We start from the raw sequence: 14235 nt of genomic DNA on the forward strand, positions 1-14235 counted from the left end.
CAACACGCGGGCGCGGACGTCCTCGCCCTGGAGCTCGGCCCCGAGCTGCAGCAGCACAGCGGCGCCCGGCTCCAGCACGTCGCGATATTGCGCGAGGCCCTCGGAGAACAGCACCGCCTCGAAATGGCCGGTCGGATCAGACAGGCCCATGATGCCCATCTTGTTGCCGGTCTTGGTGCGCCGTTCCATGCGCGAGACCACGGTGGCCGCGACCTTGCCGGCGGTGGCACCGGTTTTCACCGCGCGCGAGAATTCGGCCCAGCTCTGCACCCGCAGTCGCTTCAGCACTGTGGCGTAATCGTCGAGCGGATGTCCCGACAGGAAGAATCCGATCGCATCATATTCGCGGCGCAGCTTTTCGGCCGGCAGCCACGGCTCGATCTGCGGCAGCATGATGGTCGGTGCATCCGCCGACATCCCGAACATGTCGTTCTGGCCGATGGTCTCGGCCTGGTGCGCGCGCTGGCACGCGGCGAGGATCGAGTCCGCGCCGGCGAAGACGCGGGCGCGGTTCGGCTCCAGCGTGTCGAAGGCGCCGGCGGCGGCGAGACTTTCGATGATGCGCTTGTTGATCGCGCGCGGATTGACCCGCGCGGCAAAGTCGGCGAGCGAGGTGAACAATCCCCGCTTGGTGCGTTCCTCGATGATCTGCTCGATCGCCTGGATGCCGACGCCCTTGAGCGCTGCGAGCGCGTAATAGATCGTCTTCTCGCCGACCTCGAAGGTCGCGCCGGAGCGGTTGACGTTCGGCGGCTCGACCTTGATGCCGAGGCGCTGCGCCTCCGAGCGGAATTCGGAGAGCTTGTCGGTATTGTTGAGATCGAGCGTCATCGACGCCGCGATGAACTCCACCGGATAATGCGCCTTCATGTAGGCGGTGTGGTAGGACACCAGCGCGTAGGCCGCCGCATGGCTCTTGTTGAAGCCGTAGTCGGCGAACTTGGCGAGCAACTCGAAGATGGTCTCGGCCTGTCCCTTCGGCACGCCGTTCTTCACCGCGCCCGCGACGAAGATGTCGCGCTGCTTGTCCATCTCGGCGCGGATCTTCTTGCCCATGGCGCGGCGCAAGAGGTCGGCGTCGCCGAGCGAATAGCCCGACATCACCTGCGCGATCTGCATCACCTGTTCCTGGTAGATGATAACGCCGAAGGTCTCCTTCAGGATCGGCTCCAGCACGGGGTGCAGATATTCCGGCTCCTCGTCGCCATGCTTGCGCGCGCAATAGGTCGGGATGTTCGCCATCGGACCCGGGCGATACAGCGCGACCAGCGCGATGATGTCCTCGAAACGGTCCGGGCGCATGTCGACCAGCGCGCGCCGCATGCCCTGGCTTTCAACCTGGAACACGCCGACCACCTCGCCGCGCGCCAGCATCTGGTAGCTCTCGGCATCGTCGATCGGCAGCGTCGCAAGATCGACGTCGATGTTGCGCGGCTTGAGCAGCTTGCACGCGACGTCGAGCACGGTGAGCGTCTTCAGGCCGAGGAAGTCGAACTTGACGAGGCCGGCCGGCTCGACCCATTTCATGTTGAACTGGGTCACCGGCATGTCGGATTTGGGATCGCGGTAGAGCGGCACGAGCTCGCTCAGGGGCCGATCGCCGATGACGATGCCGGCAGCATGCGTCGAGGCGTGGCGCGTCAGGCCTTCCAGGCGCTGGGCGATGTCGAAGGCGCGCGCCACCACCGGGTCTTCGTCGCGGAACGCCTGGAGCTTTGGCTCGCTCTCGATCGCGGCGGCGAGCGTCACCGGCGCGGCCGGATTTTGCGGCACGAGTTTTGTGAGTTTGTCGACCTGCCCGTAAGGCATCTGCAGGACGCGGCCGACGTCGCGCAGCACGCCGCGCGCCTGCAGCGTACCGAAGGTGATGATCTGCGCGACCTGGTCGCGGCCGTAGCGCTGCTGCACGTAACTGATCACCTCGCCGCGGCGATCCTGGCAGAAGTCGATGTCGAAGTCCGGCATCGAGACGCGTTCGGGATTGAGGAAGCGCTCGAACAGCAGGCCGAACTTGATCGGATCGAGGTCGGTGATGGTCAGCGCCCAGGCGACCAGCGAGCCTGCGCCGGAGCCGCGGCCCGGCCCCACCGGAATCCCTTGGCCCTTCGCCCATTTGATGAAGTCGGACACGATCAGGAAGTAGCCCGCGTATTTCATGCGCATGATGACGTCGAGCTCGAACGCCAGGCGCTTGTTGTAGTCCTCTTCCGTGGTGCCCTGCGACAGGCCGTGGACGCTGAGACGGTTGGCAAGCCCCACCTCCGCCTGGCGCTTCAATTCCGCCGACTCGACCGCCGCGGCGTCCGAGCTCTGCGCGGCGCCGACGGTGAAGAACGGCAGGATCGGCTTGCGCGTCATCGGCCGGAACGAGCAGCGCTCGGCGATCTCCACCGTCGAGGCAAGCGCCTCCGGAATGTCGGCGAACAGCACCGCCATCTCGGCGCGGGTCTTGAAGCGATGATCGGGCGTGAGCTGCTCGCGCTCGGTCTCCGCGATCAGCCGCCCGCCTGCGATGCAGAGCAGTGCATCATGCGCTTCGTAATCGTCGGTCGAGGCGAAATACGGCTCGTTGGTCGCAACCAGCGGCAATCCCTTGGCGTAGGCCATGTCGATCAGGCCGCTTTCGACACGCCGTTCCTTGTCGGTGTTGTGGCGCTGCAATTCGATGTAGAGGCGGTCGCCGAACAGGCCGGCCAGACGCTCGCAGCGCAGCGCGGCGAGCTCGGCATGACCGCCGGCAAGCGCCAGCGAGATCGGCCCGTCCGGTCCGCCCGTCAGCGCGATCAGTCCTTCGGTCTCGCCGTCGAACCAGTCGAGCTTGACGAACGGAGCATGACTGTCCGGCGATTCGAGGAACGCCCGCGAGTTCAGCCGCATCAGGCTGCGATAGCCGCGCTCCTGCGCCGCCAGCAGCACCACGCGCGAGGGCCCCATCGCGTTGCGCGCGTTCGGATCCTGGTCACCGAAATCGATCGCCAGCTCACAGCCGACGATCGGCTGGATGCCGGAGCCCGCCATCTTGTCGGAGAACTCCAGCGCACCGAACAGATTGTCGGTGTCGGTCAGAGCCAGGGCCGGCTGGTGATCCTTCTTGGCAAGCTCGGCGAGCTTGGCGATCTTGATCGAGCCCTTGAGCAGCGAATAGGCCGAGTGAACGTGAAGGTGAACAAATCCGGCGCTCGGCATGGTCGCGTGACGGCCTCTTGCAGATGAGATGAAGCGGTCGCCGGCTCTTCAAGGCATCATGCCCTCGCCCGGCCGACTCGCCTCACAATGGTGAGGTGTCACTGCTCCAGAGTCCACGCCGGAGCGGCCGATTCGCCGCGTCGTCCCGCTTTTCCCCAAGGGCTACCAGTAAGGGGGAACACGGGTTTACAAGCCGGCGCCCTGCAGCTGTGGAATCAGAGTTGCGGTATGACTTGGGCCCAGATCGCGATCATCCCTACGAACAGCGTGATGGACGCCAGGGCTGCCGCTTCTTCCACGAAAATCTTGAACATGATCTCGCTCCCTTGCTAGAACGTATGAAGAACATTGTTCTCATTTCGTTCTCGGGAGTCAAGTCACCTCAACCATCCCGCAATCGAATGGTTAACTCGTTGAATCCGCACAATAAAAAAAGCCCCGGCGCAAGGCCGGGGCTTCGACAAACGCTCGAAGAGAGCGATTGATATCAGTAACGGCCGAGGATCGGGCCGCCGAACTTGTAGTTCAGGCGGACGAGGCCCATGTCGACGTCCTGCTTGACGCGCTCGACAGCGCCACTGGCAAAGGTGACGTCGTGGTCGCCGAGGAAGATGTGGTTGTACTCGACGCCGACCGTCCAGTTCGGAGCAAAACCAAATTCCAGGCCCGCGCCAACCGTCGCACCCCAGCGGGTCTCGTCGGTCCGGTCGAGGTTCGCACCCGTGACAGTGCTGTAGACGTCGTACTTGTTGCTGACGACGGCCGCACCGCCCTTCGCGTAGAGCAGGACGTTGTTCCAGGCATAGCCGACCTGGCCGGTGATCAGACCGAACGAGTCGACGCGCGTGCGGTTCCGGAAGCCGGTGATGCCGCTGATGTTGTCGCCCGAGAAGTCGGCCCAGTTGCCCTGGCCTTCGACGCCGAACACGAACTGGCCGGACTGCAAGCGGTAACCGACCTGACCACCGACCGTGCCGCCGGTGGAGTTGTGGGAGCCTTCGGCACCGAAGCCGACGAGGTTCCACGACGTGTCGGCCGAACCGCCGCCGCCGTTGATGCCGATGTAGAAGCCGCTCCAGTCGTAGATCGCGGCGACCATCGCTGGCGCCTTGGTGTAGGGCCGTGCCGCGAGATCAGCAGCCAGCGCCGGCGCAGTCGCGCTCAGCGCGACAAGGCTCACAGCAGCAAGCAACAAATTCTTCTTCATTTGAGTCCCGTTCCAGTTTCGTCGTTAGGCCCCCTGGCCGCGCAGTGGTCATAACAGCGAACAACGGAATTGCTGTAACCTCGACGCCACAGTTCGCACCAAAGGCCCGCGCTTCATGAATGAAGATTTATCAGCGCGAGCTGGAAACCCTTTGAAACAAGTATTTTCTGTAGTTCCAATGTCGGCGACACGAGATAAATTGCATGCACGCGTAACAACGTCGCTCGCACGTTCGCGTGATGGAGAATTGAAGATGCCTAGACGAGTTGCCCTCCCCATTGTCGCCACATTTTCGCTCGCACTCGCCACATTTGCACTCGCGTCGAGCGCAAGCACACCGGCGCGCGCGTTCGGCACGCACCATCCGTTCTGCCTCACCGGCGATGAATGGCCGGGTCTGAGCAATTGCAGGTTCGACACCTACGCGCAGTGTCAGGCAAGCGCATCGGGACGCGCCCTGACCTGCATCGCGAATCCCTTCTTCGCCGGACAGAGCGACGACCCCTACGCCTACCAGAATCGTCCGCGCGGGCAGATGCCGGGTTATTCGCCCGGCTACTACCTGCCGCGCTGAGATGCACCGCCCTCGCCTCGCACTCGTCGTGACCGGTCTGCTCCTCGCGGGCGGATCTGCACGCGCGCAGACCTATGATCCGAGCTATCCCGTGTGCATGCAGATCTACGGCGCCGTCGGCTATTTCGACTGCCGCTACGGCTCGCTCGAGCAGTGCAGATATCTCGCCGTCGGACGTTCGGCGAGTTGCGTGGTGAATCCGTATTTTTCGCGGAAGAAACCGCCGCCCTCTCGTCGCTCCAGACGCGGTGCAGCTGACGCCGAATGATTCCGAACTATTGCCTTCGCGTCCCTCAGCTTTGCCAAGGAGTATTGCGGATGCGCGTGCACGCGTTCGGCTTGCGAAAGCTCGGATCGTGATCTTCGATGTAGTCGAAATTGACCGTCCCGAACGTCGTCTGCGGCTTCTTCAGGGCTGAACACGTCTGCACCTTGAGGAATTCATTCTTGAAGTCGCCACGCGGAAGCGCTGATATCACCTGGTCGCGCTGCTCCGGTGTGTAGTCGTCATATCCAACGCCGACGACGTCCACCAGAACGCCTGCGTTGGTGAGAGCGATCTCCGGCCTCATATATTGTGGAATGCCGGGCGTGGTGTGCAGCGCGATTGCTTCCCAGACCAGATCGGCCTGCGGCTCGGCGATACCGCGCGTCCGGAGAAACTCACGCGCAGCGTCGGCTCCGTCGACCTCAAATCGCTTTGTCTGCGTGTGGTAGTGATCGACCAAGCCGAGATCGTGGAACAGCGCCGCGACGTAGAGCAGCTCGGAATCGAATTTCAGTTTCTGACGCAGCCCCTTCATCGCGCCGAACACGTAGACGCGGACGGAATGATTGAACAGCATGTCGTCTTCGTAGCTGCGCACCAATTCAGCGGCCTCGCGCGCCAGTTGGCTGTCGGGAATTTTGACGCCGGAAATCACGCTCGTCATTTTCAAGCTCCTGCTTTGCGTTTCGGCTGATGCCGCGCGATCCGTCAGACCGCCTTCTCGAGCGCGGCCTGCGGCGTATTTCGGAAGCTGATCGACATGCGATTGTACGCATTCATCAGGCTGATGGCGATCGTGAGATCGACAAGTTCGCGCTCACCGAAGACCGCGCGGGCGGCCTGATACGCCTTATCCGGCACGCCCGTCTCGGCGACACGGGTCACCGTCTCGGCCCATGCAAGCGCCGCGCGCTCGCGTTCGTCGAAGAGATCGCCGGCCTCAGCCCATGCCTGGACCAGCGCGAGCTTTTCGACCTTCACCCCGCTCTTGAGCAAGTCGCGGGTGTGCATGTCGAGGCAGTAGGCGCAATTGTTGATCTGCGAGATGCGCAAGTAAGCGAGGGTCACCAGCGTCGCGGGAAGCCCGCTCTGCATGACGTAGCCATAGACGCCGCCAAGCGCCTTCACGCCTGCCGGTGCGATGTGGTTGTAGTTGAGGCGTTCACTCATCCGCTTTCTCCTTGATGATCGAGGGGCAAGCACTCCCCCTTTCCCTCCTCAAATGCCCTCGCTCTGGTTCATAAAAAAGAACCAAGAACCCACGAAAATCGTGTACCAAGAACCATGTCCAAACCGCTGCGGCTGGAGCTCGATCGGTCCGCGAAGACACCGCTGGCAGAGCAGATCCACAAAGGGATCAGGGCCGCCATTGAAAGCGGCGTGCTCGCACCGGGCGCACGCCTTCCTTCATGGCAGGACTTGGCCGCTCAGCTTGGCGTTGCGCGCGGCACCGTGCGCTCAGCCTATGAAAAGCTCGCATCCGCCCAACTGATCGTCGCAGCCCGCGCGACAGGCACGCATGTCGCCGACCGGCCGCGCTTCCCCGTGCGGCGGGACAAGGCTCCCGCCCCCGGCTCATTCATGGAAATGTACCAGGAGCTCACGGCGGGCCCGGCGATCTTCCAGATGGGCGTGCCTTCACAGGAGACTTTTCCTGCGACGCTGCTCGCGCGAATGCGCGCGCGGGCGGTTCGTGCCGAAATGAGCGCGCCTGCCATTTACCCCGATCCGCGCGGCGAGCCGGACTTGCGAGATGAGATCGCGGCCTACCTTGCGCTGGCGCGCGGGATCGAGTGCACGCCGTCCCAGATCATCATCACCAGCGGCTTCAGCGGCGGCCTCGGCCTGACGCTCCGTGTCCTCGGCATCGAGCAAAAGCAGAAGGTCTGGATGGAGGATCCCGGCTTTCCCTTCACCCGGCACGGGCTCGGGCTTGCGGGATTGTCGATCGTGCCGATCCCGGTTGACGATGATGGCATTGATGTCGACGACGGCCTGCAACATGCACCCGACGCGGCGCTGGTTGTCGTGACGCCAGGGCAGCAAGCGCCGCTCGGATCCACACTGTCACTGGCACGGCGCGCGCGCCTGCTCGACTGGGCGGCCCAAAGCAAGGCATGGGTGATCGAGGATGATTATCTCAGCGAACTTCAACTCAAGGGCCGGGCCACGCCGGCGCTCGCCTCGCTCGATCGCGCCGGCCGGGTTATTCACATCGGCTCCTTCAGCAAGACCATAACCCCTGCCTTGCGGCTCGGCTTTGTCGTGGCACCCGCCGCTCTGGCGTCGCGATTTGCCGAGACTGCGGCGTGCCTCGCGCCGGCACCCGGGCCCGCGGTGCAGCTCGCCACGGCCGACTTCATGCGCGACGGCCATTATCTCAGGCATCTGCGACGCACGAAGCGCACCTACGCCGCGCAAGGCGATGCGTTGCTGAAATACCTTCGCCCACGCACCGCAAACCTTGCGATTGCCGGATTGGCGGCGGTGCTGCGATTGCCGGACCGGGCATCCGATCTTGCCATCGCCAGGGAAGCAGCGCCGCTTGGACTGGCGCCTACGCCGCTGTCGCTCTGGTATGCGTCGAAGGCTTCGGCGCGCCCAGGACTGTTGCTGGGCATCGCAACGTCTCCGCTCAGGAGGATCGAGGTGTCCTGCGACCGGCTCCTCGAGATCATCGACCGCCTATCGTGATTGGACTCCGGGCTCGATGACCTTAACCCGCCAGCGTCACGATCAAAGGTCCGTTTCGCGTGGCGATCACGGTGTGCTCGTACTGGACGGTCGGTGCCGCGGGGCTGCTATAGAGCGTCCACGGATCATCGCCATCCTCTGCCCACTCGGCGCCAAGAGACAGGAACGGTTCGACGGTGAACACCAGGCCCTCGTTCATGAGGCGGCGCTCGGAGCGGTCGGGCCATGTTGCGATCTCGGTCGGCTCCTCGTGGAGCGACAGGCCGACGCCATGACTGGCGAGATTGCGGACCAGGCTGTAACCGTTCTTGCGCGCAAACGTCCCTATGGCTTGACCGATGCCGGCAATCGGTTTGCCGGCTCCAACCTGCTGGAGGCCCGTCCACATCGCGCGCCGGCCATCCCTGCAAAGACGTTCGACAGCGCGGGTTGCGGGCGGAATGGCGAACGAGGCGCCAGTATCGGCAAACAAGCCGTTCTTCTCGGCTGACACGTCGATGTTCACGAGGTCGCCGCGCGCGATCCGCCGCTCGCCAGGGATGCCGTGAGCGATCTCCTCGTTCACGCTGATGCAAGTCGCCCCGGGAAAATCGTAGGCGAGCTCCGGGGCCGAACGCGCTCCGGCGCCCTCCAGGAGCTTTCGCCCGATCAGGTCGAGTTCGGAGGTGGTCATGCCCGGCTCAAGCGCTTTCCCCATCGCCTCCAGCGTATTGGCGACGATACGCCCGATCTCTTTCAGGCGCGTGAGGTCGTCGTCATCCGAGATCGTCATGCCATGCTCTTCCGAAAGCTCCGGCATAGCGCTTGCGAAGCCGGCTTGCAAACCGCAGAGTTCTCCTCGCCCGAAACGTCTTCAACCCTCGTCGAGCAGATTGCGAACCTTGGCGGCCAGGTCTTCGATCGCGAAGGGCTTGGAAAGCAGATGCTTGCCGGCATCGAGCATGCCGTTGTGAACGATCGCGTTGCGCGTATAGCCGGTGGTGAACAGCACCTTCAGATCCGGGTATAGCTTCGACAGCTCGGCCGCAAGTTCGGCGCCGGTCATCTCGGGCATGACGACGTCGGTAAACAGCAGATCCGGAACGAAGCCATTTTCGATCGTCCTGATCGCTTCCATGGCGCTCGCGACCTCGATCACCCTATAGCCAAGCTCGCGCAGGCTTTCGGATGAGATGCTGCGGACCCGCTCATCGTCCTCTACGACAAGAATGGTCTCGCTCTGAAGGCTTGCACCAGGATGCGTCACGCCTTGCGACGAAGTCGAGGCAGTTTCCTCGCCGGCGAAGCGTGGAAGATAGATCTTCACCGTGGTGCCGACGTCGACTTCCGAGTAGATTTTGACGTGGCCGCCCGACTGCCGCACGAAGCCGTAGACCTGACTGAGGCCGAGGCCGGTGCCCTTGCCCACGACCTTGGTCGTGAAAAACGGATCGAACACCTTTCCCAGCACGTCGGCTGGAATTCCAGTGCCGTTGTCCGTCACGGCAATGAGAACATACTGTCCGGGCGACAATGCGTATTCGCGGGCAAATTTCCGATCGATCGAGGCGTTGCTGGTCTCGATGGTCAGCCGGCCGCCCTTCGGCATGGCATCGCGGGCGTTGACCGCGAGGTTGATGACAGCGCTTTCCAGCTGGGCCGGATCCGCCTTGACGCGCCACAGGCCGCCCGCAAGGACCGTTTCGAGGCGAACAAGCTCGCCGAGCGATCGCTCCAGCAGCTCGCTCATCCCTCCGACCATCCCGTTGAGGTCCACGACTTCCGGCGCCAGAGGTTGTTGGCGCGAGAACGCCAGCAGCCTTTGCGTCAAGGTGGCCGCGCGGTTTGCGCCGTCGATGGCGCCCTCGATGAAGCGGTCGATGTTGACCTCTCCCTTGCCGAGCCGCCGCTTGGCGAGATTCAAGCTGCCGAGAATCACGGCCAGCATATTGTTGAAGTCGTGGGCGATGCCTCCGGTCAACTGACCCACGGCTTCCATCTTCTGGGATTGCCGCAATTGCTCCTCGGCCTTCATGCGCTCGGCGATCTCATCTGCGACACGCTGCTCCAGCTCGGCATTGAGCGCCTCGAGCCGGGTCAGAAGCCGGGCGTTGTCGATCGCGGTGGCAGCATGGCCGGCAATTCCGAGCAACGCGGCCTCATGCTCGCGCTGGAATTTACCTGCCTCGGCATGACCGAAGAAAAGCCCCCCGAGCACCTCGCCCGTCCGCGAGATCACAGGGACCGCCAGATAGGATCGGACCGGTAGATGGCCCTCGGGCATGCCCTTCCGCGGTGCGTTCTTGCCATAGCGCGGATCCTGCAGGATGTCGTCGGACCTCACTACGCTTGTGCCCTCGAACGTCGGCCCGAACACGGCCGTGTTCCGGGGCATCGGAAAGTTCTCGAAAGCAGATCGCGGCACGCCGGACAACGCATAGAGCATGTAGCTGCCGCCGTCCGCCGTCAGAACGTTGTAGAAGAAGGCTCCGAATTGGGCGCCCGTCAGCTCGACGCCGGCATCCGTCACGGTTTGCACGATTTTCTCAAGGTCCCGTTCACGGGCGACCGACGCACCTGTGTCGTTCAGTATTCTGAGGTGACGCTCGGTTTTCTTTTGCGCGGTGATATCCAGTACCGTCCCGATGAATCGAACGGCCTGGCCGTTGGCAAAGATGGCTTCACCAGTTGCCGCAATCCAGCGCTCGACACCATCCTCGATCCCGACGGTTCGGTATTCGATGTTGTAACCCATCGGAGCATTGGATTTTAGCGCCGCTGATACGGCTTCGTCAGCACGCTGCCTGTCGTCGGGATGAATGCCCTGCAGGAAAGACCCTTCATAGCTGACGTCGGCGTCCGGCGAGAGACCGAACACCTCCTTGCAGCGGCTGTCCCATCGCAGAACGTCGTTGACCGGATCGTAGTCCCAGGTGCCGATGCCGGCCGCCTTGTTCGCGAGCACCAGCCGCTCGGCTGCTTCCCGGGCAGCCTGTTCGGACCGAACGCGCTCGATATGCGCCCAAGATCGCTCAGTCACCTCGGTGAGCAGGGCGAGTTCGCGCGACGTCCACCGATGCGGGTCGCGGTGATGGATCGCCATCAAGGCGGTGAGCTGCCCTTCCTTGACCAAAGGCATGCAAATCGTCGAACCGATCCCGATATTCTGGAACGTGGCAGCTTCCTCGGGCGCGATCTCCTTCAGATTGTCGTTGATGATGAGGGGCCAGCCGGCGCTGAGCTCTCGCACCGCCTTCGTGCCGAAGTCAGCCAGGCTGTAGTGGCCAAGGATATGCATCGCGCCGGGCGCGGCCCAATCCCCGCGAATGGTGAAGCCGTCCTGGTCCGGGTCCATGTCGGCATAGGCGCAATTGGCAACGCCGAGGTACTCACCAAGCATCCTGGTCGTCACCGCCATCACGCCATCGGCATCGCGGGTCTTGGCCGTCTCCTTGTTCAGTGCGTCCAGGAAGAGCAGCCGGGCCTCGTTCTCCCGCACGGCCGTCTCCGCACGGCGACGCTCGACCGCGGTGCGCGTGCGCTCGGCAACGTCGCGGATGAGCTCCAGCTCTTCGCGGCTCCATTCGCGGGGCGCGGCGTTGTTGAGATACAGCAGCGCCACGACCCCGTCGGGCTCCGAGATCGGCATGTTGACGAGCGCGCGCGCGGAGATGGCCTCGAGAGCCCCGGCCCGGTCGCCGACACGGGGATCTTTTTCCGCATCGGCGCAGACGACGGTCTCGCCGCGCTTCAGATCTTCGATGTAGCTGCCGTAGTCGCGGAAGCGCAGCACCCCTGCCAGGCTGGAGATTCCCGGCGCGTTCCAGTCGCGAACGATGGTGATGGTCTCGGCCGATGTATCGACCGTGCCGTAGCCTGCCCGGCTCACCTTCAGACTGCGGCCAAGCAACTCTGCCGCAGCATAAGCAAGATGGTCAGGGTTAGCGATCTCTCGGATGTAGTCGCCCAGTGCGGCCAAGACGGCATTGCGATCGGTCGAGGTCTCCCCGGCCGCCGTTGTCATCTGACTCCCCCCGACACTTTGCTCGTTTGACCAAATCGCGTTTCAAAGCAAGCTTGCGACGTGATGTCCGCTTCGAGCCGACGACGACGCCAGCGAGAAATCGGCACCCGCGCGTCCGATAACTTCATGAAGGCGTTAAGGTTCCGCCGGCGCACGCCACGCGCCGGATTGCTCCACTCCCCGCCTTCCGACGCTGGTGGGAGCGAACTGACGCTGCCCTGCAGCGGCGCTCAAATCACGAACTTCAGTCGGGGTCATCGTCGGCCTATGCTCGTGTTGCTCGAACCCGACGCACCATGTCGGCAAAATAAACGCGGCCCGAGACGCTACCGCAAGTTGTGAAGGCGCCGATCGTCGTATAGCGTCGGTGTTGGTATGCACCTCGTGGTCTGACAGTTCATGCTCGTCCGAGTCCTGTTTCTCCTGGCCTGCCTGTCGATTCCCGGCGCGTTGCACGCAGCAGGACCGCCGGCCGAGAAAGCCGGATTTGCCTCCACGCTGACGATCTATCTGGCCAAGGGTGCTCCCGACGCGTGCGGGCCGGGCTGCGATCGCTGGATCGCGATTGAGGGCCAGATCGACCAGGACGCCGCGTCCCGCGTTCGCCGCTTCCTCGCCGGCGTCAAGGACACGCAGCGACCGATCTACCTTCATTCGCCCGGCGGAAACGTGGAGCAGTCCTATCTGATCGGCCGGCTGCTGCGCAGCCGCAAGGCGGTCGCGCGGGTTGGCCGAACGACCGCGACGGCGTGCGCCGCGGGCACGCAGGTGGACGCCGCCTGCCTGAAGATCAAGACCACGACCGGCGAGGTCGAGGCCGACCTCACCACCTACCATGCGATGTGCAACTCGGCCTGCGGTTATCTGTTTCTCGGCGCGACCTCGCGCGAGGTTGCGCCCGATGCCGCGCTGGCAGTCCATAACTCCAGGCTGATCCTCCGCTTTCGAGGGGATCCACCTCCGGAGGTGGTCGCAGAGGCAAGGCGGCGCCGGATCGCCCGCGCCGACCGCGACCGCGCCGCGTTCATTGCGGCGATGGGAATCAGCGGCGAGCTTGATGCTCTGATCCGCACCGTCAAGTTCGAAAGCCTGCACGTGCTGACGCGGCTCGAGCTCCATCGTTTCGGCATCGACACGCGGCCGCTGGCCGAGACGACGTGGAGGCTGGAGAAGCAAGCGCGGCCGTTCGTCCAAAAGGTCGCGGTGATGAAGAAGGAGAACGGCACCTCGTTCCGGACGATGGAGTGGCGGCTGTCTTGCGAAAGCAGCAAGCGCGTGCCGCTGACATTCGCGGGCGAGATCGACGAGGCGGCCGCCGGAAAAAGCACGATCCTGATGACCGCGGATGTGGCGATGGGCAAGGTGGCCGGAGGATCTCCAGTGCGGTCCGGCAAGTACGAGCTCTGGCGGGGAAGCATCGACTCCGACACGGTCAAGTCGATGTTAGCGTCCCGCGCCCTGCATGTCCGCGAAACCACGACGATGCCGGACGACAAGACGGACACGACGAAATTCGACATCGACTTGACGGGCCTCACGTCCGCATGGACCCAGCTCAAGTCATCGTGCGCCTTGTCGACGCTCAGCCCGATCAGCCCTTGGCCCGCCACGGTGCCGAACGCCGCCACAACGCCCGCCGCCGCGCCGTCGCCGTAAGACACCTCACACCGGCGTATAGATCACCAGCTTCAGCGCGGGATCGTCATTGGCCTGGAAGCTGGTGTGCTCGAACCGGAGCACGCCCCTGGTCGGATGGTTCATGGTCTTGAGGCCGGACATGGTGCTGCGGATGTCGTGAGCTTCCCACCATTTGACGAATTCCGGACTGCCCTGGCGCAGCCGCATCAGCAGCTCGGTGAAGGCGGGATCGCCGGCCCAGACGTCGTGAGTGGCGCGAAACATCGCAACCATGCTCTTGGCGACGTCGGTCCAGCTCGCGCCGTAGAATTTTCGCGTCTGCTTGTTGGTCAAGACCAGCAGCAGCGTGTTGCGATCCTGCTCCGTCAATTGCCCGAAGGCGAAGATGTCCTCGGCTGCATCGTTCCAGGCCAGCACGTCCCAGCGACGGCCGGTGATATAGGCCGGCTGAGGCAGGCTCTCGATCATCCGCCGGATAGGCGGCGGCACGATTTCGCGTGTGAACGGGCTTCTTGCCCCGTCGCGGGCCAGCGCCTTCAGATGCGCGTGCTCGGTCTTGCTGAGACGGAGTGCGCGGGCCAGCGCGTCGATGGTGGTGACGGACGGGCTGACGGTGCGGCCCTGCTCGAGGCGGATGTACCAGTCGACGCCGATGCCGGCGAGCT

Annotated in this window: 11 protein-coding genes; 4 read left to right on the forward strand and 7 right to left on the reverse strand. The window is 63.8% G+C overall.

The window, feature by feature from the left end; genetic code table 11:
* Together dnaE and MOV75_RS09820 are read right to left on the reverse strand one after the other, a co-directional pair.
* Positions 1–3186 (reverse strand): DNA polymerase III subunit alpha (dnaE, locus tag MOV75_RS09815; protein WP_247005546.1); only part of this gene is annotated, 3186 nt, incomplete at its 3' end.
* A 487-nt stretch (positions 3187–3673) separates the two neighbouring features.
* A complete protein-coding gene (locus MOV75_RS09820) occupies positions 3674–4393 on the reverse strand; it encodes an outer membrane protein (protein ID WP_246922422.1) in 720 nt (239 codons plus the stop codon).
* Between the two features lie 253 nt (positions 4394–4646).
* Between MOV75_RS09820 and MOV75_RS09825 the strand changes: the two genes are divergently transcribed.
* Positions 4647–4967, forward strand: coding sequence for a DUF3551 domain-containing protein (locus MOV75_RS09825; RefSeq protein WP_246922425.1), 321 nt, complete (start codon positions 4647–4649; stop codon positions 4965–4967).
* A gap of 1 nt (position 4968) precedes the next feature.
* The gene (locus MOV75_RS09830) at positions 4969–5235 is read left to right on the forward strand and encodes a DUF3551 domain-containing protein (RefSeq protein WP_246922428.1); all 267 of its coding nucleotides are present in this window, start codon (positions 4969–4971) and stop codon (positions 5233–5235) included.
* A 25-nt stretch (positions 5236–5260) separates the two neighbouring features.
* Here MOV75_RS09830 and MOV75_RS09835 read toward each other — a convergent pair whose 3' ends face one another.
* Together MOV75_RS09835 and MOV75_RS09840 are read right to left on the reverse strand one after the other, a co-directional pair.
* Positions 5261–5899 carry an HD domain-containing protein gene (locus MOV75_RS09835; RefSeq protein ID WP_246922431.1) on the reverse strand — a complete coding sequence of 213 codons (639 nt, stop codon included), beginning with the start codon at positions 5897–5899 and terminating at the stop codon, positions 5261–5263.
* 44 nt (positions 5900–5943) lie between these two features.
* Positions 5944–6405: a carboxymuconolactone decarboxylase family protein gene (locus tag MOV75_RS09840; protein ID WP_246922434.1), complete on the reverse strand. Its 462-nt coding sequence runs from the start codon at positions 6403–6405 to the stop codon at positions 5944–5946.
* A 114-nt stretch (positions 6406–6519) separates the two neighbouring features.
* Here MOV75_RS09840 and MOV75_RS09845 point away from each other — a divergent pair, with 114 nt between their 5' ends.
* Positions 6520–7929: a PLP-dependent aminotransferase family protein gene (locus MOV75_RS09845; protein ID WP_246922437.1), complete on the forward strand. Its 1410-nt coding sequence runs from the start codon at positions 6520–6522 to the stop codon at positions 7927–7929.
* Between the two features lie 22 nt (positions 7930–7951).
* Here the strand turns inward: MOV75_RS09845 and map are convergent, their stop codons facing one another.
* Entirely contained in the window at positions 7952–8701 is a 750-nt protein-coding gene (gene map / locus MOV75_RS09850; protein WP_246922440.1) for a type I methionyl aminopeptidase, read from the reverse strand.
* Between the two features lie 81 nt (positions 8702–8782).
* Positions 8783–11932 (reverse strand): GAF domain-containing protein, encoded by a 3150-nt coding sequence (locus MOV75_RS09855; protein ID WP_246922443.1) that lies wholly within the window; start codon positions 11930–11932, stop codon positions 8783–8785.
* Positions 11933–12331: 399 nt separating this feature from the next.
* Between MOV75_RS09855 and MOV75_RS09860 the strand changes: the two genes are divergently transcribed.
* The gene (locus MOV75_RS09860) at positions 12332–13588 is read left to right on the forward strand and encodes a hypothetical protein (protein WP_246922446.1); all 1257 of its coding nucleotides are present in this window, start codon (positions 12332–12334) and stop codon (positions 13586–13588) included.
* 6 nt (positions 13589–13594) lie between these two features.
* On the opposite strand, the gene MOV75_RS09865 is transcribed toward MOV75_RS09860, so the two are convergent.
* A partial coding sequence (locus MOV75_RS09865) for a helix-turn-helix transcriptional regulator (protein WP_247005549.1) occupies positions 13595–14235 on the reverse strand: 641 nt, incomplete at its 5' end.

Source organism: Bradyrhizobium sp. PRIMUS42 (assembly GCF_023006515.1).
In the GTDB taxonomy this organism is placed as follows: Bacteria; Pseudomonadota; Alphaproteobacteria; order Rhizobiales; family Xanthobacteraceae; genus Bradyrhizobium.

Excerpts from the sequence above, each read along its gene's own strand:
- MOV75_RS09820 (WP_246922422.1), bottom strand. The coding sequence starts at position 4,393 with ATGAAGAAGAATTTGTTGCTTGCTGCTGTGAGCCTTGTCGCGCTGAGC.
- MOV75_RS09825 (WP_246922425.1), top strand. The coding sequence starts at position 4,647 with ATGCCTAGACGAGTTGCCCTCCCCATTGTCGCCACATTTTCGCTCGCA.
- MOV75_RS09830 (WP_246922428.1), top strand. The coding sequence starts at position 4,969 with ATGCACCGCCCTCGCCTCGCACTCGTCGTGACCGGTCTGCTCCTCGCG.
- MOV75_RS09835 (WP_246922431.1), bottom strand. The coding sequence starts at position 5,899 with ATGACGAGCGTGATTTCCGGCGTCAAAATTCCCGACAGCCAACTGGCG.
- MOV75_RS09840 (WP_246922434.1), bottom strand. The coding sequence starts at position 6,405 with ATGAGTGAACGCCTCAACTACAACCACATCGCACCGGCAGGCGTGAAG.
- MOV75_RS09845 (WP_246922437.1), top strand. The coding sequence starts at position 6,520 with ATGTCCAAACCGCTGCGGCTGGAGCTCGATCGGTCCGCGAAGACACCG.
- map (WP_246922440.1), bottom strand. The coding sequence starts at position 8,701 with ATGACGATCTCGGATGACGACGACCTCACGCGCCTGAAAGAGATCGGG.
- MOV75_RS09855 (WP_246922443.1), bottom strand. The coding sequence starts at position 11,932 with ATGACAACGGCGGCCGGGGAGACCTCGACCGATCGCAATGCCGTCTTG.
- MOV75_RS09860 (WP_246922446.1), top strand. The coding sequence starts at position 12,332 with ATGCTCGTCCGAGTCCTGTTTCTCCTGGCCTGCCTGTCGATTCCCGGC.